At 49.0% G+C, this 26,180-nt stretch carries 21 protein-coding genes; 11 read left to right on the plus strand and 10 right to left on the minus strand.

Going from position 1 to position 26,180, the window contains the following annotated elements; translation table 11 throughout:
* Window positions 1–48: 48 nt before the first annotated feature.
* Window positions 49–1,641, plus strand: coding sequence for an ABC-F family ATPase (locus B5P39_RS05000; RefSeq protein ID WP_083757913.1), 1,593 nt, complete (start codon window positions 49–51; stop codon window positions 1,639–1,641).
* 133 nt (window positions 1,642–1,774) lie between these two features.
* Here the strand turns inward: B5P39_RS05000 and B5P39_RS05005 are convergent, their stop codons facing one another.
* The 7 genes from B5P39_RS05005 to B5P39_RS05035 form a co-directional block, all read right to left on the minus strand.
* On the minus strand, window positions 1,775–2,671 hold the full coding sequence (locus B5P39_RS05005; protein WP_088210681.1) for a DMT family transporter: 897 nt from the start codon (window positions 2,669–2,671) through the stop codon (window positions 1,775–1,777).
* Window positions 2,672–2,847: 176 nt separating this feature from the next.
* Window positions 2,848–5,538 carry an FAD-binding protein gene (locus B5P39_RS05010; RefSeq protein ID WP_088210682.1) on the minus strand — a complete coding sequence of 897 codons (2,691 nt, stop codon included), beginning with the start codon at window positions 5,536–5,538 and terminating at the stop codon, window positions 2,848–2,850.
* 60 nt (window positions 5,539–5,598) lie between these two features.
* The gene (locus B5P39_RS05015; protein WP_088210683.1) at window positions 5,599–6,618 is read right to left on the minus strand and encodes a sensor domain-containing diguanylate cyclase; all 1,020 of its coding nucleotides are present in this window, start codon (window positions 6,616–6,618) and stop codon (window positions 5,599–5,601) included.
* Window positions 6,619–6,960: 342 nt separating this feature from the next.
* Window positions 6,961–7,335 (minus strand): DP-EP family protein, encoded by a 375-nt coding sequence (locus B5P39_RS05020; RefSeq protein ID WP_088210684.1) that lies wholly within the window; start codon window positions 7,333–7,335, stop codon window positions 6,961–6,963.
* A 17-nt stretch (window positions 7,336–7,352) separates the two neighbouring features.
* Window positions 7,353–10,613 (minus strand): nSTAND1 domain-containing NTPase, encoded by a 3,261-nt coding sequence (locus tag B5P39_RS05025; RefSeq protein ID WP_088210685.1) that lies wholly within the window; start codon window positions 10,611–10,613, stop codon window positions 7,353–7,355.
* A gap of 418 nt (window positions 10,614–11,031) precedes the next feature.
* Entirely contained in the window at window positions 11,032–12,360 is a 1,329-nt protein-coding gene (locus B5P39_RS05030) for a DUF4785 domain-containing protein (protein WP_088210686.1), read from the minus strand.
* A gap of 10 nt (window positions 12,361–12,370) precedes the next feature.
* Window positions 12,371–13,228 (minus strand): hypothetical protein, encoded by an 858-nt coding sequence (locus tag B5P39_RS05035; protein WP_088210687.1) that lies wholly within the window; start codon window positions 13,226–13,228, stop codon window positions 12,371–12,373.
* Window positions 13,229–13,727: 499 nt separating this feature from the next.
* Between B5P39_RS05035 and B5P39_RS05040 the strand changes: the two genes are divergently transcribed.
* The 7 genes from B5P39_RS05040 (at window position 13,728) to B5P39_RS05070 (ending at window position 20,692) form a co-directional block, all read left to right on the plus strand.
* Window positions 13,728–14,075 carry a hypothetical protein gene (locus B5P39_RS05040; protein WP_088210688.1) on the plus strand — a complete coding sequence of 116 codons (348 nt, stop codon included), beginning with the start codon at window positions 13,728–13,730 and terminating at the stop codon, window positions 14,073–14,075.
* 167 nt (window positions 14,076–14,242) lie between these two features.
* On the plus strand, window positions 14,243–14,941 hold the full coding sequence (locus B5P39_RS05045) for a TetR/AcrR family transcriptional regulator (protein ID WP_088210689.1): 699 nt from the start codon (window positions 14,243–14,245) through the stop codon (window positions 14,939–14,941).
* Window positions 14,941–15,954 carry an HlyD family secretion protein gene (locus B5P39_RS05050; protein ID WP_088210690.1) on the plus strand — a complete coding sequence of 338 codons (1,014 nt, stop codon included), beginning with the start codon at window positions 14,941–14,943 and terminating at the stop codon, window positions 15,952–15,954. Before B5P39_RS05045 ends, B5P39_RS05050 begins: the two co-directional genes overlap by 1 nt.
* A 95-nt stretch (window positions 15,955–16,049) precedes the next feature.
* On the plus strand, window positions 16,050–16,991 hold the full coding sequence (locus B5P39_RS05055) for an ABC transporter ATP-binding protein (RefSeq protein ID WP_088210780.1): 942 nt from the start codon (window positions 16,050–16,052) through the stop codon (window positions 16,989–16,991).
* Window positions 16,981–18,102 (plus strand): ABC transporter permease, encoded by a 1,122-nt coding sequence (locus tag B5P39_RS05060; RefSeq protein ID WP_088210691.1) that lies wholly within the window; start codon window positions 16,981–16,983, stop codon window positions 18,100–18,102. The genes B5P39_RS05055 and B5P39_RS05060 overlap by 11 nt, the downstream gene beginning before the upstream one ends.
* Window positions 18,103–18,344: 242 nt before the next feature.
* Window positions 18,345–19,631: an acetyl-CoA hydrolase/transferase family protein gene (locus B5P39_RS05065; RefSeq protein ID WP_088210692.1), complete on the plus strand. Its 1,287-nt coding sequence runs from the start codon at window positions 18,345–18,347 to the stop codon at window positions 19,629–19,631.
* Between the two features lie 230 nt (window positions 19,632–19,861).
* Window positions 19,862–20,692 (plus strand): SseB family protein, encoded by an 831-nt coding sequence (locus B5P39_RS05070; protein WP_011717627.1) that lies wholly within the window; start codon window positions 19,862–19,864, stop codon window positions 20,690–20,692.
* Window positions 20,693–20,761: 69 nt separating this feature from the next.
* On the opposite strand, the gene B5P39_RS05075 is transcribed toward B5P39_RS05070, so the two are convergent.
* Entirely contained in the window at window positions 20,762–22,327 is a 1,566-nt protein-coding gene (locus B5P39_RS05075) for a S8 family serine peptidase (protein ID WP_088210693.1), read from the minus strand.
* A 368-nt stretch (window positions 22,328–22,695) separates the two neighbouring features.
* Between B5P39_RS05075 and B5P39_RS05080 the strand changes: the two genes are divergently transcribed.
* Window positions 22,696–23,169, plus strand: a complete 474-nt coding sequence (locus tag B5P39_RS05080) for an NTF2 fold immunity protein (protein ID WP_088210694.1) — start codon at window positions 22,696–22,698, stop codon at window positions 23,167–23,169.
* A gap of 75 nt (window positions 23,170–23,244) precedes the next feature.
* Here the strand turns inward: B5P39_RS05080 and B5P39_RS05085 are convergent, their stop codons facing one another.
* Window positions 23,245–23,793: a DUF1415 domain-containing protein gene (locus B5P39_RS05085; protein ID WP_088210695.1), complete on the minus strand. Its 549-nt coding sequence runs from the start codon at window positions 23,791–23,793 to the stop codon at window positions 23,245–23,247.
* A gap of 27 nt (window positions 23,794–23,820) precedes the next feature.
* Window positions 23,821–24,414, minus strand: a complete 594-nt coding sequence (locus B5P39_RS05090) for a LysE family translocator (protein ID WP_011623319.1) — start codon at window positions 24,412–24,414, stop codon at window positions 23,821–23,823.
* Between the two features lie 307 nt (window positions 24,415–24,721).
* Here B5P39_RS05090 and B5P39_RS05095 point away from each other — a divergent pair, with 307 nt between their 5' ends.
* Both B5P39_RS05095 and B5P39_RS05100 read left to right on the plus strand, forming a co-directional pair.
* Window positions 24,722–25,324, plus strand: a complete 603-nt coding sequence (locus tag B5P39_RS05095; protein WP_088210696.1) for a DUF4136 domain-containing protein — start codon at window positions 24,722–24,724, stop codon at window positions 25,322–25,324.
* 295 nt (window positions 25,325–25,619) lie between these two features.
* The gene (locus B5P39_RS05100) at window positions 25,620–26,018 is read left to right on the plus strand and encodes a VOC family protein (protein WP_088210697.1); all 399 of its coding nucleotides are present in this window, start codon (window positions 25,620–25,622) and stop codon (window positions 26,016–26,018) included.
* Window positions 26,019–26,180 lie beyond the last annotated feature (162 nt).

Raw genomic sequence — 26,180 nt, forward strand, 5'->3', positions numbered from 1 at the left:
TTGCCTTGCCAGACGTCCGGCCAACCTAACTCGATTTGGAAGTTCATTTTGATCACTACAGCGAATATCACCATGCAGTTTGGCTCTAAGCCACTGTTTGAAAACATCTCAGTTAAATTCGGCGGCGGTAACCGTTACGGTCTTATCGGTGCGAACGGCTGCGGTAAATCAACCTTCATGAAGATCCTTTGCGGTGATCTAGAGCCGAGCAGCGGTAACGTATCCTTAGACGTCAACGAGCGTCTGGGTAAGTTAAGCCAGAACCAATTCGGTTATGAGGAATTTACCCTCATCGACACAGTGATCATGGGCCACCGTGAACTGTGGAAGGTGAAGCAAGAGCGTGACCGTATTTATTCGCTGCCAGAAATGAGCGAAGAAGACGGCATTGCCGTGGCAAACCTTGAGATGGAATTTGCCGAAATGGACGGTTATACCGCCGAATCTCGCGCGGGTGAACTCTTGCTCGGTGTCGGTATTGGTATCGAAAGCCATTTCGGTCTGATGTCTGAAATCGCTCCAGGTTTAAAACTGCGGGTGTTATTGGCGCAGGCGCTGTTCTCTGACCCAGACGTACTGCTGCTCGACGAACCTACCAACAACTTGGACATCGACACTATCCGCTGGTTACAGGACGTACTGAACCAACGCGACAGCACCATGATCATCATTTCGCACGACCGTTACTTCTTAAACTCAGTCTGTACCCATATGGCAGACTTAGACTACGGTGAACTGCGCGTTTACCCAGGTAACTACGACGAATACATGCAAGCGGCCTCTCAGGCCCGTGAGCGTCTGCTGGCCGACAACGCCAAGAAGAAAGCGCAAATCTCTGAGCTGCAAACCTTCGTGGCGCGCTTCTCTGCAAACGCTTCTAAGGCAAAACAAGCAACTTCGCGCGCACGTCAAATCGATAAGATCAAGCTGGAAGAAGTTAAAGCCTCTAGCCGTGTTAACCCATTCATTCGTTTCGATCAGGAAAAGAAACTGTTCCGTAACGCATTAGTGGTTGAAAACTTAGCCAAAGGTTACGACACGCCGCTGTTTAAAGACTTAAACCTTATCGTCGAAGTGGGTGAGCGTATCGCCATCCTCGGTGAGAACGGTGTGGGTAAAACCACACTACTGCGTACCTTAATCCATGATATTCCACAGGATGAAGGTCTGATCCAGTGGTCTGAAAACAGCAACATCGGCTACTACGCGCAGGACCATGAGTCAGATTTCGAAAACGACATGACCCTCTTCGAGTGGATGAGCCAATGGCGAAAACCAGAGGACGACGACCAAGCGGTACGCGGTATTTTAGGCCGTATGCTGTTTAGCGCCGACGACATCAAAAAGTCAGTCAAAGTGCTGTCGGGTGGTGAAAAGGGTCGTATGTTATTTGGTAAGCTCATCATGCAAAAGCCAAATATCCTGATGCTCGACGAACCAACCAACCACATGGATATGGAATCGATCGAATCATTAAACAACGCGCTGGAAAAATACGAAGGCACATTACTGTTCGTGAGCCACGACCGCGCATTCGTATCGTCACTGGCCAACCGTATCCTTGAAATCACTCCGAACGGCGTGAATGACTTCAAGGGCACCTACGATGAGTTCCTTGTGAGCAAGGGCATTGAAGGCTAATTAATTGTTTTAAATAGCCTTAAGTGATCAGATAAAAACGCCGCTTATTAGCGGCGTTTTTATTGCTGAGGTTTGAATTGTGCGCTTAACTTTGCGTTTAACTTCACCTTTAACTATGGGCTTAACTGTACGTTTAAGTTGGGCAATCCTTTAAGGTCTTGCTGGCCGAGTGGCGCTGGCTTAAGTAGCCCTGTGCCATGCCCGCCAACATAATCAGCGATACCCCCAGCATTTGCTGCGTTGTGAGCGCCTCATCAAATAACCACCAAGCGAGTGCGACCACCACCACAGGTTCGACGTAGGAGAGGGTGCCATAGGTGACCGAAGGCAGTTGTGCGAGGGCTTTTACCGCAAACAGAATGGCTAAAAAGCCCGGAAAGAAGCCAATCGCCAGCAGCCAAGCAAATTGATCCAGACTCGGTACTAAGGGTGTCGTTAACACTAAGGGCAGTAAACAGAGGGCGCCGACACTGAGCTGGACTAAGGTGCTTTGATAGGGCGAGGCGGCGCTCGGTTTACGGTTGATTAAGATAAAGCCGCAATAGGTGAGCAATGCGAGCAGGGCATAAAAATATCCCATAATTTCATTGTTATAGAGTGACTGACTCGAGGTCACGGGCAGCATCAACATAAAGCCTAGCAAGGCGAGCACTACAGTGGCGATGCTAGAGCGCTTAAGCCTTTCGTGAAACACAAAATGGGCAAAGAGTGACGCCAGCACAGGGGCGAGATAGATAATCATGATCACCGTTGCCATTTGGGTATATTCAATGGCCTCGATATAAAAAGCCATAAATCCCGCCAACATAGCGCCATTGACCAAGGTGCGCTTACTCGGTTTGTGGCGAATTTGCCGTCCCTTACCCGTTAACAGCATATAGGCCATTAAAAACAGCGCGCCGAGTAGCAGGCGGTAAAAGGTAATATGTTCGGCGGGCAGGGCGGCAAAACGGGCGAATACGCCAATGGTGCCCATTAGGCTCGCGGCCAGCAGGGCAAGCACTATGGCCAGTGCGGGTGGCGGTGTCATGTATCACCTTTAATGCAAATAATTCAACGACGAAGGAAGCTGAGTTTGCCTTAAAAATGCCGCCTAGGCGAGCGCTATTGCGAACGCCGTGTTGGTGTGGTGTCGCAAAGATGCTGACCGCCCCACACCAGCAGAGATTGATGAGTTGACTGCGCTAGCAAGCCATCAATCCTCTGCTACACAATGGATTTGCGCGAGCGAAAATGATTCAAGGGATCTTGGCAATAACTGGCCTTAACCTGCTGCAACATTTGATAATTTTGCCCAAAGTAGCGTGCGGTAGGGATGGTATTGTCCTTAAAGCTGATAAAGGCGCCTGAGCTATTGGCAATGCTGGCATCGCGGCAGGTGTCTATCCAGTCGAGCGCCTTATTCACTCGCGGATACACAGAGTTAACCTGCATTAAGGCTTGCTCTTGGAGTTCGCTATTCCACCATGCTTGATACTGAATAATGTAGGCCTGCTCCTTGTAAGGGAAGGCGCTCTGGCTTTTTTGTACCTCACCAAGCGTGCGATAAAAATCGCCGGCAATGGCACTTAGGGTGACATAGGTAAACAAGCCTAATTGCCGATTGCCATCAATCAGTTGAGATGTGGTGAGGCTGTCGATAAGCGCGATGTGCCCCTGTTTTAGCCCCTGTTCATGGGCCAAGCGCGATGTCACCCTATGGGGCGCGGGCTTGAGCAAATCCTGCGAATGTTGGCGCTGATTTTTATACAGCTGTATACCCGTATCATTAATCAATTCGGCCATTCTATGGTTTAAGACGGGTTGTAAATCCCGAATCGCCTCACGGTTCCAGCTCTCCATCAATTCATCGCCATAGGATTGGCTTAATCCACCCATGGCCGCCATTTGCACTCTTTTGGGTTTTAAGCCGACCTCACTAAACTGGGTCTTGATAAAGTGCGCAAGGCTCGCAGGATTACCCTCCCAATAGCCGTACATAATGCAGTTATGTTTGGCCTCTTGAGGATCCTGCACGCCAGTGTTTAATGGCGGTTTTACCCCTGGCAAAACGGTGGGTTTGGCTTGGATTTTAAGATTGGTGCCCAGCAAACAAGGCAGATTATCGGCCAAAATAATCTGCTCCCAACGCTCCAATAATCTTAGGGTCGGGGTGGTTTCTCGTAGCTGTTGGCTATCCTGTTGATACGGGTTCCATTCCAGTTCAAATTTCAGCAGGCTTGGGGGCAGGGCAAAAGTTTGAATAAAAAAACGGGTTACAATACCGTAGCTTAAACCGCCTCCGCCCTTGAGCGCCCAGAGGAGTTCGGGCTTATTGGCCGCCGACACCACTTGGGTTTCACCTATGCCCAACACGATTTCTGCCTGCATTAAGCTTTCGCAGCACATGCCGTATTTTCGACACCAAGGTCCCCAGCCGCCGCCCATAATAAAGCCCGCTAAGGCATGGGAGGCGCTGGTGCTGTGGGGCAGCATTAGGCCCTTTTGTGCCAGATAACTGGTTAAGGCTTGCATAGTGCAACCTGGCCCAACGGCGACAATGCCGCTGATGGGGTCGAGTTCGATGCTGTTCATCAAGGAGAGGTCGATCACTATGCTATTGGTCTCGCCACTTTCCCCTTCGTGATCATGGCCGCTGGAACGCACACTAATAGCTAAGTGATAATCGACCGCCGTCTTGTAGACCAGTTTGACCTCTTGGCTGGTGTGGCATTTGATGATGGCGAGGGGCCTTTTTTGCAAGCGGCGATTAAACAGTTGGCAGGCGTTTTCGTAGGCCAGCATCTGTTGTCCCGTGCTTACCCAAAAATCCTGCTCGGCATAATACTGGCCATCGGTAATAATATTCTCACTGGCAATATGGCTGCGCACTTCGTTAATAAAGCGCATAAAATGCTTGGCTTGGCGGGTGACCACATTTTCACTGATACGGATCTCGGCCGTTAATCGGTTCGAAGTCGATTGGCTGATAAAGCAATCAAATTCCAGCTCATTGCTCAGCTGTAAATCAATCTGTGAGCGATGGGGAGTGAGGGACTTTAAAATATCAAAGCTCAGTTTGATATCGGTACTTTCTTTGGCTTGATAGTTGGCCTTGTAAATAAAATGTGGCCAGTTATCACTGCTGGATTCAATCATATATGCGCAGCGTTCATGGGCGGGGATAATACTCGGTAGCTGCTTGTTAAAGTTATTGCTGTTTAAGTTCTGCTTACTAAAATTATATTCGGTATCATTAAAAATAATCAGCATGACTTCCTGTCTTGCTAATTGAGCTGGCATTAAGTTGATAGCCTGCTTTGAATGTTGTTTGGGATAAATATATAAGTTGCTGTCAATCAGCGCCGCTTGCTGCTGTGGATGTAAATAACAATCTAAAATTTCTGTATCTGTTAAACAGGTTTCAATCAAATTAATATTAACGATTTCTCCATCGAAATTCGCAGTAGCCTGTTTTTCGGTTTTTAATTTAGCCTCATCCGTTAAGGGCGTTGTATGCTGTTGTAAATGGATTTGACCGCCATCGATAAAACAGCTTAATTCATGGTATTGATAGGTGATGGATAATAAATGCCAATAACCATCATTTAAGCCGCCTAAGGTGGATATAGTGTCAATCTGTAATAACTGGCTGTTTACTCGAATATCGATATGCCCAAGTGGCGTTATTTGCACCATAAAGCAGGGAGTATTGGCTTGGTCGCAATATTGAAATACCGTCCCGCCCTGTTGAGTATTAACCCAAGCTTGGAAGGTAAACACATCTAGGGTCTGACTGAGAGAAAATGGTGTTAAGGAAAGTGAATTCATTGAGGCTGCTGTCTCTTGACCCTGTGCTTGAGCCACAGTGTTAGTCGAGGTATCCGAAGTGTTATGGGGTGGATTCGGCGTTTTCATGGGCAACATCCTTGTTTAATTTCATTCCCTTACGATTGCTTACGCTGCAATCACCACTGCCTAAAGTGAGGCGTTTATCCGGTCACGACCATCGGCCTTGGCGCGGTAAAGCGCGGTATCGGCGGCGCACACCATGGCGAGTGAAGTACGGAACTGGCCATTAACTTCACTGGCAATCCCTTGGCTGGCACTTACCGAGACATAATCCCTAAGCCCTTGGTCAGTAAAGCGAATATTATTAATCCCTTGCTGAATTTTTTGCGCTATGGTCAGCGCCATTTTGGCATTGTGATTAGGCAGGATCAGCGCAAACTCTTCGCCGCCGTAACGGGCCGCAAGACCGATGTCGATAGGCACAATATTGGCGATCACTTTGGCGATTTTTCTAAGGCATTCATCACCTTGGATATGACCGAACTGGTCATTAAACACCTTAAAATAATCCACATCGATAATGACTACGCTGATGGGACGCAGTTTGGCGGTGCATTCTTCCCATTGCTGTTGCAGCATTTCATCAAAATAGCGACGGTTTGCCAGTTGGGTGAGGGAGTCGGTGGCGGCCAACTTACGCAGCTTAAGGTTTTCCGCCTTATGCTGAGTTAAATCGTGCATCACCATCACAAACACGGGTTCATGGCTGGGAATATAAGAGATAGACAATTCAACATCTTTGGCCTTGCCAGAGGCGCAGATCAGCGTGGTTTCCTGCGCAGGGTGCTGCACGGGGTGACCACAATTAGTGCCTAGTTGCACATCGTGGCTCAGGAGATTGTCATAGCGCGCTTGATGATGTTCGGTCAAAAAATTGCGCCAGTCTTGGCCCTTTAAACTCGCCTGCGGGCAATCGAGCAGCTCGGCACCGCGCTGATTGCACGAACGGATAAAGCCGTTGGCATTCACTAGGATCACTGGCTCGGTTAAATGTTGAATAAAGAGTTCAATGGTCTCTAGGGAAGAATGCTCGAAAAAGTTCAGCGGTAGATCGGCAGCCTTTGCATGCTGAGTTGCGGTCAATGCAGCCTCATCGACAATGGATAAGGCGGGTTGTTGGCGTGCCAGTTTCGGTGAGTTTGTCATTGTTATCTTTCTCCGTGAACTTTAATCATCTGCGCTAGGCGCTTTTCTGAGGATGACTTTATTCTGGCGGATGAAAAGATACCTTCTGCTTACCTTCTGGTTTAACTTATTGTTTATAAATGAATAAAAAGTTAGCTTCCGAATGATTTAGGGCAATCTTCACGTCGACTTGGTGCGATTTATATCGTATGAAGGTGAATTAATGCGCAAGTTTTGTGAAAACAAATTGATGAATTGGGCTAAGTAACTTGCTTTGGAGAGTATTGGGTTATGGCTAAAAAGGAGCTAAAGAAGGAAAAAGGGACAGGGGAAGCTGTCCCTAGTAATTAGAAGCAAATGATCTTAGTCTGGGACATTGATAACTTCAGGATCTGGGCTTAATAGCATTAGAGTATTAGTACTATTTGTTAACACAAATTGAAATTTGGTTGTACCTGGAGTGTGGTCTAAGTCAACCATTTGCAGGAGTTTGCCATCACTGCTTAAGGTAATTGCATCAATAATTTGGTCAAATGGGGTTAAGAATCCTGCGCCTACAAATCTAAGACCTTTTCCTGTTTGGTCATCAAGCAGGTAAGTGATTGTACTTGCGGCTGTAACTGTAACATCGCCTGGGCATTCAGCACCTTCGGAATCGGTATAACTAAAAATAGGCTCACCGTTTTCTAGTGCGACTGTAACTTTTACATAATGAGCTTGTCCATAAGAATTTGTCATTTTTTTTCCTCTGTTTGTTAAAAATTAATATCTTTAATTCCCGATAGTAATAATTTTTCGTAAATCTCTTTGTGTTGAGATTTTTCACCCAGACAATCAATAGCTTTTGTGTATGGGATTGTATAAATTGGATCTTTATTTTTTTCAACAATATTCTCTAATAATTTCTTTGAAGCAAGGCATACTTCTCTAAAACTTTTAGAATTATTCTCATGCTCAGAAATTAACTGTGCCTTCAATATCTGGCTTTCTGCTAAAAATGCTAAGTACTTACTTTCTTGTGGGTACTTTTCTGTAAGATTAAAGTAATTCTCAATAGCACTTTCTACAAATTCATGACTCCTTTGAACATCACCTAAGTTGTGAAATGTTTGCGCTGCTGTCAAATTGAAGTTTGCCCATATTTCTAAACTTTTTGATGAGTTTTTTAAAGTTTTATCATTTTGTAGTTTAGTCTTTATGTCAATAATTTTTTGTTTTTTTAAACTATTGTCTGTTTTGTTGTCAAGCTCTTCAATTTGAAGTTCTGAATAATATTTTAATGCTCTCCATCGTTCGTTTTCAGGATCTTGAATAAGTGCTAATTCAATAGACTTTAAACCTAGTTTAGCAAACATAAGCGCATCATTTTTGTCATTTTTAAGCTTATGTAAATTGGCTGAAAATTGATAGCTAGATGTTAGTCTATGCAATAAATATGGTTGGTTTTCAATGTTTTTAATCCTTAGTTGCTCTTGAATATCATGATGAATGCTCATAGCTGTATTTACATCACCATCAGCAATTACAGCACTAGCTAACCAAGAATGAGCATTTGCGACATCTGAAATAAGTTTGATATTTTCAGGGTCTCTAGTTAGCAAGTTTTGTTTTAACCTTAATGATTTCTCAAAATACTTCCGTGCTTCAGGAAATTTCTGTTGTTTCAACGCTACTGAGCCTAGAGAATTACTCGCATATGATAATTCCATTATCGCATCCTCATTCTCAGGAGACATGCTGTACATAGTTTGGCTGTAGTTTAGATACTGTTTAAAATCCTGTTCAGTTCCAATCCAATCACTTACATCATATTTAAGCTGACCCAACCAAAAGGCGTTGGCGCCTAAGGTTTTTAGCAGGGCTAAGTTTTCGGGCTGCAATTCGAGCAGCGGTAGCATTTTTTCCTGTGCGGCGAGTAGGGCGCTGCGGGCTTCATCGATTTTATTGCGTGAATAGGCGACTTCGCCCATGGCCTCTAAGGTTTGCCCATGCTGGAAGCGGGCGTCGAAGCTTAAGTACTTCTCATCGTCTTGGCTGGAGAAATCCGTGAAATATTCCAATGCCTTATTGCTGATCCCGTCGAGTAAGTCCATTCGGCCGATACCGCGCATCTTATCGGCGAAGTCACCCACCATAAACCCGAGCAAATCTTCGGCGGCGAGGCGTTTTTGCTGGGCCAGCTTTTCGGCTTCGATACTGCGAACACTCATAATGACTGAGGTTAAGGTGAGTACGCACAGCAGGGCAACGGTGATGCGCCTCGTCCAGCGCAGCATAGTGGCGCGTTTGCTGGAGGCGGCAATAAAGTCGGTTTCCCGCTCGTCTAAGTCAAATAAGGGGTTTTGCCTGAGGCTTTGGGCCTCTTTTAAGGGTTTACCCTCGGCCAGCAAATAGGCGCTGTGTTTGGCTTCGCTGAGCCAGCGTTGGGATAAATGCAGTAGTCGGCTCTTAATGCTAAGGCTGTCGTTATGTTCGCTGCTCCACGCCGTCGCCCTTGGCCAGCGGCGCAGCAGGGCTTCGTGGGCGATGCTAAAACAGGGCTCACCATTTTGCAGATGGGACACAAATAAGCGGCTGTCAACCATAGCCTGCACTAGGGCGGTTTCAGCTGCGCTTTGTAACTGCGACCAGCGGGCGGTGCGGCTGGTGATGGATTTTTCATCCTCACGCAGGGTGACTAACAGGGATAAAATCCGTGGCAAACTGGCTTTTTCGGCCTCGGTTAAATGGGAGATGGCCTGCTCGGCATTTTTACCGATAGCGCCTTCGATACCGCCCAAGGTGCGATACACAGAGACCAATAGTTTGTCATCGTCGCTGCGTTGTAAATACAGCGCCTGCAAGGTGTATTGCAGCATAGGCAGCGCATCTGGGTTGCTGGCGGCATCGCTACAGAGCATTTCATCCAGCGGCATGGCGGTGTCGCTATCGATTTCCCAGGTTAAATTGGCGGCAACGGCCGGCAGGCGGATCATCTGCAACAGCTCGGTGCGCGTGGGCTGAGCTAAGTCAAAATGGGCGCCGCGGGCTTTGCCCGCCATCAGACTGGGGTAATTGACTAGCAGCGGATAAAAGTCGTTACGACAGGCACTTAGAATCAATACCGCATGGGAAGTGGCAAGTCGCTCTAACAGCTCGATAAAGGCGCTGCGCTCGGCGTCGCTAAACAGCGGCGATGATAATAAGACTTCTAATCGGTCGATAAATAAGGCAAAGCGTGGTGTAGCATAGGTCTGATTTTTAAGGCTTTTTTTACATATGTCGACAATGCTCTGCGGATCTTGTTCAAGCTTGGCGGCAAGCGTATCGGCGCTCATTCCCTCAAATACTGGGCTGTCATTTAGCTCCCAGTCGAGCATGGCGCTGGCCAGTACGGTGAGCAGTTGTCCCTTGCTGACATCGGCAAAATCGAGGCTGCTGTAGGCCACAACCCCAACACCATTAAAGCCATTGGCGGCCATAAGGTTAGGCAATACACCGGCATTAATTAAGGAGGATTTACCGCTACCACTCGGGCCTAAAATCAAGCAGAAGGCGCGGCCAAACTGGATTTGTTGGCTAATGCGATTCAGCAGCGTACTAATTTGCTCGCTGCGGCCGAAGAATACGTCGGCATAGTTGGCGCTGTAGGCTTGCAAGCCCGGAAACGGCGAGCCGCCTTGCCAAGTCTGTGGTGTGGCGCTGGCCTCATGGCCGACGGGAAAGCGAACCTCGGCTAAGGTGCGATAGCCACGTTTGCGAATGGTCTCAATGTAACGGGATTCGGTGGCGCTATCGCCAAGTGCTCGACGTAACTGGTTGATAATCTTGTGCAGTGGATTGTCGCCCGTGTCGACCCCCGGCCAGCAATGGCTAACAATTTCGTCGCTGCTGACCACTTCACCGGCGTTTTGGCAGAGAAACAACAACACATCCATCGCCTTAGGTTCAAGTTGTTTAACTTGTTTACCAAGGAGTAGGCTGTTGGCGCTGGGATTGACTTGCCATTCACCAAAAAAAAATGTGCTGTCACTCATAGGATTTCCATTGCTTGAGCATCGACTAAGGCGAGGGAATCGCAGTGCCATTAGCCATTGTTATTTTTATAGGTAGCGCGTATTGAACATCGAGTGTCATCAATTTGCATGACGTCAAAACATTGACATTATGCCTAGACACTTTGTTATTTAAAAGGAATAACCTTCGGTAATCAATGTAAATTTTATATCGTCATTGTGACGATATTGCGTCCTGCGGCACCTGCTTTATCACTCATTTGTGATCTCGCGCGGTATTTTGGAAACCTTTGTTAGTAATTTGTCTTGTGCTTTTCTGTCTGGCTTTAACAGAGGCTGATTGCATCAAGCTAAAAAAAGAGTGCCCGGGTGGGCACTCAAAACGGTTGGGAAGGGAGAAGTGAAAAATGAAAAGTGAATTAGCGGCTAAACACAGTCGTTAGCGGCTAAGTACCAGTGCGTTGGCCTGAAAACTTAACCGCGCCATTTGCCCTTGGTCTTGCAACTCAAGCTCGTTGAGTTCAAAGGGTGGTTGCAGACCCGATGCTTGGATAAGTTTGGGATCAAACATCAGCTTGAGTTTGGGGGATTCGGGCGTTAACCAAGTTGCCGCTTGGGTGCGCATAATCGCCACTTTTTGGCCCTCGGCATTGGTGCCCGTGAGCACGCCACTCAAACCAAAGCGTCCCGCCTCGGCGACAGTTAGCTCAAAGTTGACTTGATTCGGTACGCCTTTGTCCCACACGGTCAGCACTTCTGGCTTGATGCTGGCCGAATTGACATAGGACTTAAAGGCGGTTTTCACCGTGCGCTGCACTGGGCGGCCATCGACCTGAGTCTGGACTGTGACTTCAATTTCACTCAGCCCCGCATTGCTGCTGGCAAGGGGCAAGTCTGCGGGTACTAAAGCCTGCCATTCACCCCCCTGTTTCACCATGGCCAGCACTTGCTCTGTGCCATCGGCTTGTTTGAGTTTGGCTTGAGGCGCAAATTGATTATCGCTTTGGCTTAAGGCGAGTTTTACCCCTACCGTTTGGGCATCGGCCGCAATTGCGCTGGGTGCCTTGATGCTCAGTTGATAGGGCGAGCCTTTTTCCTTCACGTTGACCAGATAGTTGGCCTTAGCGACCAAGGGCTGGCTGACTTGTAGGCGATATTCTCCGGCCGTGGCTTTTTCAGACATTTGCAGCGCGCTGGAGTCATCGGCGAGTCCCGCACTGGCTAAGGCTTCGGCGCTTACCAGCGATTTAACTAAAGATTCCGTTGCTTGCGGGCTGGCGTTTTTCCCCTGCGGCGTGTGGCCTATCCGCTGAATTTGCACCCGCTCAGGGGCTACTGCATCGGCATGCATCAAGGCGCCTGTGCTGACATCGCCGCGGGGCGCAATCCGCACTAAGCTGCCCGCTTGGCTCAAGTTGAGCTGCACGCCGGCATTCAGCTCGGCGCCGGTGACATTAAGCCAATACTCATCACTCTGGCTTGCCTGCTCAAGCACGGGCTGACTGGCTTGGTATTCGCCGTAGAGCGGGGTGATAAAGCTGACGTAATCGGTACTGGTGTTAATCGGCGCGAGGGTTGGCGCGGCGATATTGGTATCGACAAGATCGCTATCCGTTGGCGCTGATAAGGTTAAGCCCTTGGCATACAGTGGGCTGGCTTCTTTTTGTGGCTCTGGCGTGGTCGATTCATCCTGACAGGCACCGAGCAGGCCAGCTAAGATGACCAAGCTGACCGCTTTGCTTAAGGTGCGGAGTGTGAAAGGTGGCATAGTTAGCTCCTTAAATATGGTTGCGGATCAGCGTGTCTAAGTTAAAACAGGCACGGCGACTCTGCTGATGGCTTAGCGGTTCTTGGCCTCGGGTCTTTTGTTTATCGGTAAACCAGACTGTGCCTGCGGCTTTTTGGGAGCTGCAATTTAAGAAGCCGTCGGAGCAGCTATCGAGCCAGTTTTGGGTGGTTTCGAGGGCGACCTGATACTGATAGCCTGCGCAGTAGCTGTCGCTATCCCAAATGGCGGAATCCACATCCGAGCCGACAACCACCTCGAAGGGCTTACCTAAACTCGGGCGACCAGCTGTGCCGTAGAGCAAGGTGTTGTTGTAGTTTGCCATCCAGCCGACTTGTTGCTGTTTGACCGCATTGCTGCCATAGCCTAAGAGCCAACCTAGGCTGGTTTCGAACACATTGCCCTGATTGACCGCATCGGCCAGCGGCGTGCCGCCACTCGATGGCGCAAGGGCGATCACTCTGGAGGTGGCGTTGATCACCGCAGGATAGCGGCTGTCCCAGGTGGGGTTGGATAAAATCCAGCGCACCACATTGCCGCCATTGGAGTGGGTGAGCAGGATTAAATCATCAATATTCTTCGCTTGAATAAAGCTATTAAGCTGAGTGGCAAGGCAGCCTGCGGCCGTTTCTTCCCACATATATTGGTCGAAGTCGCAGTTGATGACAGTGTAATTATTGGGGACGGGGATCCCTTGGCGCACTGAGTTAACAAACTCCGATGTCCAATAGTCGGCTAACGCATTGGTTTGATGCCCAGTTCCGTGGACAAAGGCGATACCCGTTGCAGCAAATACCGCGGGGCTGACAGCTAACAGACCCAAGAGCATTAAGGTGTTTTTTATCTTCATGGGTGTTTCTCATCTCTTAGTGATTGAGCACGGCCTTGCAGTCCATTGCTAACGGCCATTGAGTGTCGGGTGAATGGCGTTAAGTCGCAGCGTTCGGCATGGCAATCATTTGTCAGGTTTAAATCAATACGGCGAAACCTTGGGAGTAGTAGCCTAAAACACATCACCGCTTTGGCTTTAGCATCGGGGCTAAACTGGCCCGACTTCCACTCTGGGTTATTAACCTAGTCGCAACATTTTCTGCTGGCAAGCAAAAATTCACCATACAATTTAATGACATAGCGACAATCTTTTGACTGTGTTTTAATAGGGTGGATGGATACGCTAATTACTTGATCAGTAAACGCTAATAAAACGCATGGCGTATTAAGCTGTTTAAATTTGCCTAAAGCTGTGGGAAATTATTTTTATTAACACTGATAGGCTAATCAGTTTATTGTTCTGTATATCAAGATGTTTACACTTTCAGGAGGCACTTTTGGCTATAACACAACAGGAAATGAGCCGCTGTTTAACCGAACTGTATTGCCGCAGCAATTTTTCGGTGAAGAGCATTACCGAATATATGTTGCCAGAGACTAAGGAAGCTTTTTATCTGCATATGGAGGGCAAAACCGCGCAGCTGATTATCCGCCCAGCCTTTGAGGTGTTTTCCAGCGAGTTAGCCACCTTAGCGGGCGTACATGCCAAGTATGATTATTACCACAATGCGGAAATGACGCGTTTTCCTAAGCGCTTACATAAGAGCCTTAACGAAACCCACTACGGATTGGCGTTTAGTTTCGATACCCTTGAAGCTGTGCAGCAATTTATCGCACGTTTAAGCGCCATCGTGAAAGGGGCTTAGGATTTCAAAATACCTCCCTTAAAAATGGTTTTAACCGTCTGATATCTTAGGCTTAAGCCTTTTAGGTTAAATTCCTCAATTTTAATCAAAATGAGGAATTTAACTGCTGCCTTTTCCAGCAGCTTTTCAGTATATTCATCAATAGATGAATTTTGCTGGAGTGGCTTATGTCGCTTATTCCCCGTCGCCCAAGAGGTGTGGTTCCTTTTGCCGCCCAACCTGGGCAGTCCATGACTGCTGGTCGCCCGAAAGGCAACTCTGATGCGCGCCAACGGCTGATCGCCGCCGCGGTGACGCTCTTTAGTGAACGTAGTTATCCCACTGTTTCTACCCGTGAAATTGCCCGTGAAGCCGAAGTGGATGCGGCGCTTATCCGCTATTACTTTGGCTCTAAAGCTGGCTTATTCGAGCAGATGGTACGGGAAACCCTCGAGCCTGTGATTGCGCGTTTGCGTGAAATTTCCAGCGCTCAAGCACCCAATGATATAGGTGAACTGATGCAGACCTATTATCGGGTGATGGCACCTAATCCCGGATTACCCCGATTAATAGTACGTGTGTTGCAGGAAGGCGATGGCACCGAGGCCTATCGAATTATGTTGTCGGTGTTTGAGCAAATTCTGTCCCTCTCGCGCCAATGGGTTGAGTCGGCATTAGTGAACGCGGGATTACTCAAAGAAGGGCTCGACCCCAATTTAGTGCGCCTGAGTTTTATCAGTTTGATGGTGTTTCCGCTGATCGCGCCCCCGGTTTTAATGCGTCAGTTTGGCCTGTTTAGTGCCAATGCTGCGGATTTACAACGCTTAGCGCTGCACAATATACAGGTGTTTACCCAGGGCGTATTACGTGAACCTAGGAGTGAATGATGATTTTAACCAATAGGTTAACAGTGATGTCGGTTATGGCGCGGCGACTTTCTCTTCAAAGATGGGGCAAGTTGGTGACGAGTCTATTGGGCGCGGCATTGTTGCTGCAATTGACGGCTTGCGGTGATGAATCCCCCCGCGTGCTGGGCACAGTCGAGCGCGACAGGTTAACCCTCACCGCACCCGTGGGGGAGCTGATCAACCAGATTAATGTGGTCGAAGGCCAGCAAGTGCAGGCGTGGGAGGTGTTACTCGAGCTGGACAGCACAGCCGCCAAGGCGCGCCTTGGTCAACGTCAAGCCGAGCTTAAGCAAGCGCAGGCCAAGTTGGAAGAAGCCGTGACGGGGGCCCGCTCGGAAGATATAGATAAAGCCCGCGCCGCCCTCGACGGCGCCAATGCCAGTGTGAAAGAGGCGCAGCAGAATTTTGAGCGTACGCAGCGGTTATTTAAGACTAAGGTGCTTAGCCAAGCGGACTTAGATGCGGCGCGCGCGGCGCGTGATACCAGCCTTGCCAAGCAGGCCGAAGCCGAGCAGAGCCTAAGATTGCTGCAAAACGGCACCCGTAGCGAGCAACTCGAACAGGCCAGAGCCGCAGTCGAGGCGGCCATGGCTGGCGTGGCGCAGGAGCAAAAGGCCCTCAAGGATTTAAGCCTAGTGGCGGCAAGATCCGCAGTAGTGGATACCTTACCTTGGCGGGTGGGCGACAGGGTGGCCGCAGGCAGTCAACTTATTGGTTTATTGGCGATTGAGCATCCCTATGTGCGGGTATATCTGCCAGCAACTTGGCTCGATAGGGTCAAGTCGGGTAGCCAAGTGAAGATCCTTGTCGATGGCCGCGCGCAGCCTATTGCAGGAACAGTGCGTAATATTCGCAGTCAACCGGCTTACACTCCTTTTTATGCGTTAAATGAACGCGATATGGCGAGATTAATGTATCTCACCGATATTGATATTGCGCCAGAGGGGCAGGATTTACCCACGGGAATGGCCCTTGAGGTACTGCTGCCATGAGTGCTCAACAGGCTTCAGTAGGGAGATTAGTCGCTGGAACATCAGCGGCAGAAACATCAAGCACGGCTCCTGAGTTTGCTATCGAAACCCGCGGTATGACCCGTGCCTTTGGCGGCATCAATGCGGTCGAAGATCTTGATTTGGCGATCCCTAAGGGCACGATTTATGGTTTTTTAGGTCCTAATGGCTGCGGCAAGTCGACCTCCATTCGGATGTTGACTGGGCTGCTTAGTCCGACCTCGGGGGATATTCGGGTGCTGGGGGAAACCTTGCCCTGCGCCGAGGAAAAACTGCGCCGCCGCATTGGCTATATGACGCAAAAATTCTCCCTCTACGACAATCTGTCGGTGCGGGAAAACCTTGAGTTTGTGGCGCAAATTTATGGGCTGAATCGTCGCCAAACCAAGGCGCGTTTGGCCGAGTTATTAAGTCTGTACGATTTGGCGGGGCGCGAGAAGCAAATGGCGGGCTCCATGAGTGGCGGGCAAAAGCAGCGTTTAGCTTTGGCCGCCGCGACCTTGCATCACCCCGAGCTGTTATTTCTCGATGAGCCAACATCGGCGGTCGACCCTGAAAATCGCCGCGAGTTTTGGGAGCGGCTGTTCGATCTCTGCGCCCAAGGCACCACGATTTTAGTCTCGACCCACTATATGGATGAGGCTGAGCGTTGCCATGGTCTTGCTATTTTAGAGCGCGGGATAAAACGCGCCGACGGCTCGCCGCAACAATTAATGGCGGCCATGGGCGCGCGGGTCATTGAAGTGTCGGGTGAGGATTTACGCAAGCTTAAACAGTCGCTTATCAGCGACGCCAACGTGTTATCGGCGGCGCAGATTGGCAGTCGTTTACGGGTATTAGTGCAAAGTTCGATTGCAGACCCACTGGCTTGGTTAAGCCCAAGGGTTGCGGGACGAGCACTGACCGAAGTGCGTCCAAGCCTTGAGGATGTGTTTGTCACCTGCACGGGCGGGCGTGCCCAGCTAACGCCGCCAAATGGCAGTCAGGCCACGACAGTGGAGGCTCAAGATGCTACGTAGAATTTGGGCCGTGGTGGTCAAAGAACTCAGGCAGTTATCGCGTGATCGCATGACCTTCGGCATGATAGTGATGATCCCCTTAGTGCAGTTGATGTTGTTTGGTTATGCCATCAATACCGATGCGCGCCATTTGCCCGCAGGTTTAGTGAATTTAAGCGATTCTGCCTATAGCCGCGCCTTGGTTAAGGCAGTAGAAGCGACTCAAGTCGTTGATTTTAAACACCACTACTTGAGTGCCGCCGAGGCGGATGCGGCCATCACTCGGGGCGAAGTGAAAGCCGTGCTGTATTTAGGCGCCGACCTCGACGAGCGTTTAGTGAGACATCCCGCCTTTGCGGGGCAGGCCTATTTTTCCGAGCCCGTGGGGCAATGGTTAGTGGATGGTTCGGATACCGTGGTCGCCTCTACCATTCGCAGTTTAAGGCAAATGCCATTGGATGAAATTGCGGGGAGGGCGGTTAAATCGAATCCCCCCAGTTTTGAGGTGGTGCAATACTTTAACCCTGAGCAGCGTTCTGTGGTGAATATCGTCCCTGGCCTCTTGGGGGTGATTTTGACTATGACCATGGTGATGTTTACCTCGGCCGCGATTGTGCGCGAGCGAGAGCAGGGCAATATGGAGTTTTTAATCACTACACCAGTGCGGCCGCTCGAGCTAATGCTAGGTAAAATCACCCCTTATGTATTAGTGGGTTTTGTGCAACTGGCCATTATTCTTACCGCCGGACATTTACTGTTTGCCGTGCCAATCCGTGGCGGTTTGGACTCGATTGCGCTGGCGGCCATGTTGTTTATCTGCGCAAGTTTGACCTTAGGCCTAGTGATTTCGACCATAGCGAAAACCCAGTTGCAGTCGATGCAGATGACGGTGTTTATCCTGCTGCCGTCGATTCTGTTGTCGGGCTTTATGTTCCCCTACGAGGCCATGCCCGTGGCGGCGCAGTGGATTGCCGAGGCGTTACCCGCGACGCACTTTATGCGTATGTCCCGCGCGATTGTGTTGAGAGATGCCCTGGTGAGTGACTTGCAATTTGATGCGCTGTGGATGATTGGCTTTACCTGCCTAGGCCTGCTGGTGGCCAGTCTGCGATTCTCCAAACGTTTGGATTAAGTACGGGCTCTCGCTTTGGGCGCGAGTTTTGACTTAACGCAAAGTATTGGTAAAGAATCGTACTAAGTCGTTGAAATGGATGTTAGTTACTTTAGAACTCGCTTACACTGCTGCTATTAAAATGTTCCTTTGCTGTATTGGCTTTGCGTAACCCTTGGGGGAGCGGAGACGCAAAGCGTGTGGCGCATCCTCGCCACAAGATGCGCAAAGGAATGGGGATTAGCTAAGCGAAGGAATTCTGTATGCCTGCGATTGTGTGTCAAAGTGCCCTCGAAGCGGTATCGCTCATTCAAAGTGGCGAAACCCTGTGGACCCATTCCATGGGGGCGACCCCCAGAGTCTTATTGGATGCGCTGGCAAAACATGCGCTCACCCTTGAAAATCTCACCTTATTACAGCTACATACCGAAGGCGCCGAGTCCTTAAGTCATCCCGATTTGCGTGGTCATCTGCGCCATCGCTGTTTCTTTGGCGGAGTGCCGACTCGGCCATTATTGCAAAGTGGTGATGCCGACTATGTGCCGATTTTCCTCTCGGAAGTGCCTAAACTGTTCCGCAGCGGCGAGCAAAAAATCGATACCGCGATTATCCAAGTGTCGCCGCCCGATAAACACGGCATGTGTTCCTTAGGGATTTCGGTGGAGGCCACCTTAGCCGCCTGCCAAGTGGCGGGTAAAGTCATCGCCCATATCAACCCGCAAATGCCCCGCACCCACGGCGATGGTTTTATTCATATCGACCGTTTCGCCGCCGTGTATGAACAGAGCGCCAGTTTGCCCATTCATGCCTTTGCCACCGGCGATGCCGTGAGTTTGGCGATAGGTAAAAATGTGGCCGAGTTAGTGCGCGATGGCGATTGTTTGCAGATGGGCATTGGCGCGATTCCCGATGCGGTACTGTCCTGCCTCACCGAGCACAAAGACTTAGGCGTGCATACCGAGCTATTTTCCGACGGGATTTTGCAGCTGGTCGAAAAGGGTGTGATTAACAACAGCAAGAAACGTTTTTACCCCGGAAAACTGGTCACAGGTTTCGCCTTAGGTAGCCAGAAGTTATACGACTATGTGGATGATAATCCAGCGGTCATTTTTATGGATATCGAGCAGGTAAACGATACTGCTATCATTCGTAAAAACCCCAATGTAATGGCGATTAACTCGGCATTGCAGGTCGACCTTTCAGGCCAAGTTTGCGCCGATTCGATAGGCACTAAGATTTATTCGGGTGTTGGCGGGCAGATGGACTTTATTCGCGGCGCGGGGTTATCCGAAGGCGGCCGCTCTGTGATTGCCTTGCCAAGTACCGCCTCGGGCGGCAAGGTTTCCCGCATTGCTCCTGTGTTATCGCCCGGCGCAGGGGTGGTAACGACCCGTGCCCATGTGCATTACATAGTGACCGAGTATGGCGCGGCAAACCTACGTGGCCGCTCCCTACGCGAGCGGGCGCAGGCGCTGATCAATATCGCTCATCCGGATTTTCGTGAGCAGCTTTGCCGCGATGCCTTCGAGGTGTGGGGATTAAGTCTCTAATTCTATCAGTCAGTTACTCATGAGTGCCGAGTTTGCGACTGCGCAGGCTCGGTACTGTGCTAAGTGCCTGCTTTGATGCCAATTGTGGGATGTTTTACTCGATTCGACGCCCTCAATGTTTTACCATGCCCACGCGATTTAATCTGGTCAGTGTGAATCGAATGGTTAAAAATTATTTTTAACTCTTTGATAGTAAAGGACTGAACCGCTTAATAACAGGAAGTTTGCCAATGTTGTACACCCTAGAAGCGACAACCCCACTCGAACAAATTTTTGTGAAGGCCCTCCAAGACAATCTGTATGCGGCCGAGTTTTATCAACAACTTAGCCAATCAACCCTGTTTATCTTGAGTGAGAGTAGCACTGAGGCGCCCGAGGCGGGTGAAGGTGCGATGGCTATCGGCATCACCCAGTGGTATGTCCCCCTCGAGGATGGCAGTGATCATCCTTTTACGCCGATTTTCACATCTCAAACCGCCGTCGATAAGGCCATTGAATTGATGAAGAGCGAAGGCACTGCGCACCATGGGGTGATGACGCTCGATGCCGAGACGCTGTTCCAAGTGTTGCTGCAATCGGGGAGCGATATGGCGCTGAATCCTAACAGCAATATGTCGAAATCCTTGGATGCACACGAAGTACGCTTGATGTTGTCATCGCAGCTTGAGTTGGTTGAACATAGAGGCGCGCTCTCGTTATTTGGCAATATCGAGCCCCATGAGTATCCCCATTTCGCCCAGCTCAAAGGGTTATTGTCGAACTATAAAACCGTCGAGAAGGCCTATCTGCTGGAATCGTCACGCTTGGACTTTATTCGTAGTACTTCGGACCACGCCTTAAGCTTAGTGATCCAGTTACCCACTGAAAACTCAGAGGATATTAATCGTATTCGTGGCGATGTGAAGTTGCTCGAGCGTCAATTAGAGCAGGACAGCTGGCCCATTAAGGTGCACCATTTACATGGCGACAGCGTCGAGCCTATTGCGACATTTTGCCAAGCCAAGAGCGCGCCTTTTTACAGCCGCTCACTGCTGAGCAGTATCAAAGGTTGGTTTAAGTAATCTTCCGATAGACAGTAAAAAAACCAGCACAAGTGCTGGTTTTTTTACTGGGATTATCTTGGCTAAATACTATTTACCAGAGCAGCCATAGGTAGTGAGGTAAGCATCGGCCGCTTTCGCGTTGACGATACCATAACCGAAGTAGTTATCCTTACCTACAGTACCCGCATCCATTGCCGTTGCTTTGAGTGCGTTACGGATTTGTGTGCCGGTACATTGTGAATGGTTAGACCATACCAATGCCGCCATACCCGATACTGCTGGTGTGGCCATTGAAGTACCGCTCATAAAGCCGTAGTCAACCGAATCGATTGAAACCGTTGCGTTTTGGGCTGCAAGTAGGCTCGCTCTATCTTCAAACGCTGCGCCAACAGCAGGAATAGTTGTGGCGTTGGTATCACCCAAAGTGCCGTAGAGCATGCCCGCCACGTTGTTGATAACGATTGCGCCCACACCGCCTGAGTTTTCACAGTTAAGCACTTTATCGTGGAAGGAAATCACACCGCGATCGATAACACAAATCTTACCGTTCGCGCCCGAATCCACTGCCTGAGCCGTGCCCATAAAATAGGTGTTACCCGTGGCTGAACCTGGGTTTTCCATTGCTGATGAGGCGACTGCCGCGCCATCGGCTGTTAAGGTTGAGGCCGTTGCCATGCCTGCAGGGTAGGTTGATAGGGTATCGACACCGCCTGCGGTCACTTCAACACAGATGCCATCATCGTTGACGGCTTTTTTACCACGACCGCTCACGCAGCTTGGGTATTGGGAGAAGTCGGCAATCTTATTGTTGGCATCGTTAGCACCGATCATCATCACCGATGGGTAACCCGCTGGATAGGAGCGCACTGAGTTACCGTCGTTACCCGCAGCCGCGACCACTAAACCACCCGCCGCAGTAAAGGCGTCGAAGGCATTCTTTTCAGTATTGTTAGCTGCGCCGCCACCTAAACTCATGCTGATGATCTTAGCGCCAGCATTGCTACATTTGTTGGCAGCATAGGCTAAGTCAGAGGAGTAACCCCAACCCGAGGCGTTGAATACTTTTACGATATGCATAGGTACGCCAGGCGCCATACCGACAACACCGATATTGTTGTCTGCCGCACCAATGGTACCCGCTACGTGGGTGCCGTGTGGGCCACCGTTCTGATTCCAGTTACCCGTACCAGAGTCGTTATCGCCAGTGATGTTGTTCCAGTTAAAGTCTGGGTTTGAGCTATCTAAACCCGAGTCAATAATACACACCTTCATGCCCGCATTTGGGTTAAAGGTCACTTCGTTGGCATGGGATTGATATACGGCATAGGGCGTAACTTGCTGGGTCATTGGATTGCCCGCATCATCGTTAAATAGCGCCATTGGATGACGGCGAACGTCTTCTTCAATCAGGGTGATATGTGGGTTGTTTAGCAGGCCTTTTACTTGGGCGAGATCTTTGCCGGTAAAAGTCGCAGCGATAAATTCATCCCCTTCAAGATTAATTTCTGCGCCCAATTTATTGGCCAGTGCTTTAACAATGCCTTTATGACCCGCTTCGACTTGAATGACATAACGATTGTCGTCGGCATGGGCTTGGGCAATAACGCCCACAGATAAGGCAATAACGGCACTGGCGATTTTGGTTAATTTCATTGTGCTTGCTCCATTTGTTATCAAGGTTGTAAGACCTAAGCGACACGGAGCATCTACTTGTGCTCCTATGGACAGACGGGTGTCTGCTGACTTAGGCGATTTCAACCTAACACAGGAATTTGTTTTTAACAAACAAATAACAAAAGTAGCAATTTGTAAACATTTTGAGCTGTAAATAAAGAATGACAATCATGGCAGCGTTAACAGCCAAGCTATCTAGGGGAAAATATGCTGGCTAATTCACCCTAAGCTAATGAATTATCATTATGTTTTTTATTGATGTGATAGAGAGCTAGGCTTGTGACCGACAGGCCGTTTGATTATAGTGTCCGCCGTAAGTATTCCTAGGAGAGGACGAGATAATCGACATGGATGAGATTGAATTAAAAGCGTATTTAACACAGCGTGTGTTATCTTTCTGCCAAAGTTGGAATGAGATCGAAAATAATCTTTATGCCAAACTGCAAGCAGAGGAAGAAGCCTTAAGCAAAGCCGTGCCCGAAACTGAGTTCCACTATGCAGAGCGGACCGATTGGTTTGCACTGCTCAATGAACAAATCTCCCCCTTATTCGATGGGTTTTGTACCGATAAGCCCCGTGTGTACGGCGGTAAAGTTCGCAACTCCTTTGGTTTTCCTTCAAAGTTTAATGGTTGTGACCATCCTCTTGAGCTGCTCGTTAACTTAAAACATAAGAGCAGAGCCGAAATCTATATCAAAACCAACACTCACTTCGAAGATGAGTATCTGTTTATCGTCCTTAAAAAGGCCGATGAATGGCGTATCGATAGCTATAAGAATCGTCGCTATGGCAATGAGAAATGGAGCGCACAAATCCTGTGATTGGGTGTAAAGCGGCGCGATCTTTCCCAAAGCTTATGCTTAGAAGTTGTTGAGTTTATAGCTTTGAAATAAAAGCTATTTCCCCATGCACTCTGCGAGTAATTTAATAAAAAATTCGCTGCCTTTACGCTCACAAAATTGAATATTGCGCTCGGGAATTGATTCGGGGTCGTTGTAGTTAGCAAGGGCTAACTCCATACTGGCCTCGCGAATAATATGCAGGGTTGGGTAGGGGGCGCGGTTGGTAAAATTGGCCGCAGAATCCTGTGGTTCATCCTCGAAGCAGTAATCGGGATGAAAATGCGCGAGCTGATACACGCCTTCATAGTCTTTGTCGAATAATGCGTCGTTCGCCATATCGACGAGATCGAGGTAAGTGTAAAAGCCCTCAAAACCCCGCGGCAGAATAAACAGTGTGGTTTCGGCTTCGGGATGCGCATCTAGATATTGGCATTCTTCAATCAAGGCTTTAAGTACTAGCTTGACTTTGGTTTGTTCAACAACGAGATAGCGAATACTGCCGCGCTCGACCTCACGTCTGGCGAAGGGGCAAATATTGTATTTCATGATCACTTTTTTCACCCAGTTATCGGTTTGTTCAATGATCAGATCTATCTCATTCATGCTAGTGCTTAACTCTTACGGCCAAAATTAGGGGGCGATCATAGGGATGATAGACGCCACAAGCAAGATGGCCATAGTGATATTAAAGATCTTCTGCTGGCGCTCATTTTTCAAAATACGTTTAAGCGCCACACCAAACCCAAGCCACACCACGGCGCAGGGAAAGGCGACGCATAAAAACACTGTGGCGATAGTGACCACTTGCGGTGTGAGATCCTGTTGCACCGAGGTAAAAGTGGCAATCGCGCCCACCGCCATAATCCAGCCTTTAGGGTTAACCCATTGAAATGCGGCGGCTTGCAAAAAGCTAAAGGGTTTAGCGATGCTCTTGCCCTCCATCTTGCTACTGCTGTTGGCAATTAGCCAAGACAGGTACAGGAGATACACAATCCCAATCACTTTAATCACTTGGTGGATAATCGGGTAGGCTTGAAATAGGGCACTTAAGCCTAGGCCGATGGCGAGGATCATAGTGGGGAAGCCAAGGCTAATCCCCATCAGATGCGGAATACTGCGTTTAACGCCAAAGTTGACCCCCGAGGTCATCAGCATAATGTTGTTAGGCCCAGGGGTGATCCCCGATGAGAAGGCAAACAACGCGATAGCGAGTATTAACTCCATAGATCTATTTCACACCTTTTGTTGTCGTTTTTGGCATTGTGATTGTGACTGAATTTGTCGCCTAGTGGCACGAGTGGCACAGACGGTAGGCGAGGCATTCTAGCGGGTAAATTGGGCGGCGCCTATACGCCCTGCGGGCTTTATAAAGTAACAAATCATAACGCATTGGGCAGAGTTGAGTGCCTTGCTGCTATTTTGCCGCAATCCTTGTCGATGACCATGATTTAACACTATGATGCATATCGACTTTCAGTCTGAGAAATAGCAACTATCCTTAAGCTGTAAAAATCGCAATAAAGGAAAGAGCATGTATTTATCACAAACCATTGGGCGTTTATTGACGCTATTAACCATCAGTTTGGCCGCGCTGACGGCCTGTGTGAGTGTGGATGATTCGCAGGCGCTGCGAACCACTATTGTGACTTCGGGGGATTTGAGCCTATTACCGCCGAGTGCCATGACCTATACCTGGCATCCCACCCTACAGAAGATCTTTGTTGACAGTCGACTCGATAAACAGCAAGTGCAGCAGCATATGCAAGATACGCTGAAAAAAGTGCTGCTGACAAAAGGGTATCGCTGGGTCGAAGATCCGCAGCTTGCTGACTTTCAAGTGGGCTTTGGCGTTGCCATGGGCACACAAATGTCGGACGAGCAGATACTCGCCGCTGCAGGCCTTGTGCCTGGGTTGTCAAACCAAGGTGTTGATCCTAAAAAGTACGATAAAGGCTCAGTGCTGATTAGCTTTTTTAAGCCGACGGGAGTCGCAGGCCAACCCACAGAAATGGTCTGGCGAGTCCTTGCCCAAGGCTTTGCCAACATTAAAGATATGGACGAAGTTAAGGCCCGCTTCGATGGTTTAATCGATGAAATGCTGTTATCGCTGCCCGTCACCCATGCGGTGCAATAGTGCGGTTATCCCAGTTCGGCTGGAAACTTCCATTTAAAAACAGATGCTTATAAACAAATAACTATAAAGAGAAGGTTATAAATTGACAGGCTTAAGACTGAAGCTGAAAGCTTAAGATCACTGTCATAAGGTATCCTCATAAGGCGAGTAAGATACTCGCCTTATGCTCTTGCGGGAATATAGGTTTAGGATGCCGCAATGATTGACTAGACTGTTCTCTGAGCTATTTACAATTACAGGTATTTTTACAGGACAGGATGTGACGTCCGCAGAGGATTTATAAAGGGAGATTATGATGGCACAAAGTATCTTTGTTAATTTAGCGGTTGAAAGTGTTCAACAATCTCGGGCTTTTTACGCTGGCCTAGGATTTGGTATCAATGAGCAATACAGCAATGAGCAGGCTGCTTGCGTGGTGATTGCCGACAATATTTATGTGATGCTGCTGGCGAAGCCTTTTTTCGCTGGCTTTACCGATAAGGCGATTGCCGATGCTCGCACCACGACAGAAGTGCTCAATTGCCTAGACTGCGACAGTCGGGAACGTGTCGACCAACTGGTTAAGCTCGCAGAGCAACATGGCGGCAAAGCCTATCGTCAAGCGCAGGATCAAGGATTTATGTACGGCCACGCGTTTGAAGATCCCGATGGACATATCTGGGAACTTGTTCATATGGCAGCGCAAGTGGGTTAGGGCAAAGCCTCAGTTCGATTGCTTCAATCTCATCTACATCAGGCTTATCCAAGAATGGCGAGCGTTGCGTGGGGCTTAAGCTTTGCACAACGCTTCTATGCCAAGTGAAGCTATCTAGCCGCTTCACTTGGCTCATCTCACGGTTTTGCAATAAGAGCAATA

This window comes from Shewanella sp. Shew256, from assembly GCF_002196695.1.
In the GTDB taxonomy this organism is placed as follows: domain Bacteria; phylum Pseudomonadota; class Gammaproteobacteria; order Enterobacterales; family Shewanellaceae; genus Shewanella; species Shewanella mangrovisoli.